1 pseudogene is annotated in these 230 nt (G+C 62.6%); it reads left to right on the forward strand.

What is annotated here, in order from left to right:
- Positions 1-230 (forward strand): annotated as a pseudogene (locus tag AC0L2A_RS36600) (ABC transporter ATP-binding protein); the annotation flags it as partial.

The raw sequence follows: 230 nt of genomic DNA on the forward strand, positions 1-230 counted from the left end.
CCTTATCGTCGGCAGCGTCGCAACGTGGAGCGGCGCTGGGGCGTGCTGTTTCAGCAGGGCGCGCTGTTCTCCTCGCTCACGGTGCGGCAGAACATCCAGTTTCCGATGCGCGAATATCTGCGGGTGTCGCAACGGCTGATGGACGAGATCACCATCGCCAAGCTCACCATGGTGGGTCTCAAGCCCGAAGTGGCCGATCGCTTTCCCTCGGAACTATCGGGCGGCATGGT

It is taken from the genome of Mesorhizobium sp. WSM4844, assembly GCF_055811775.1.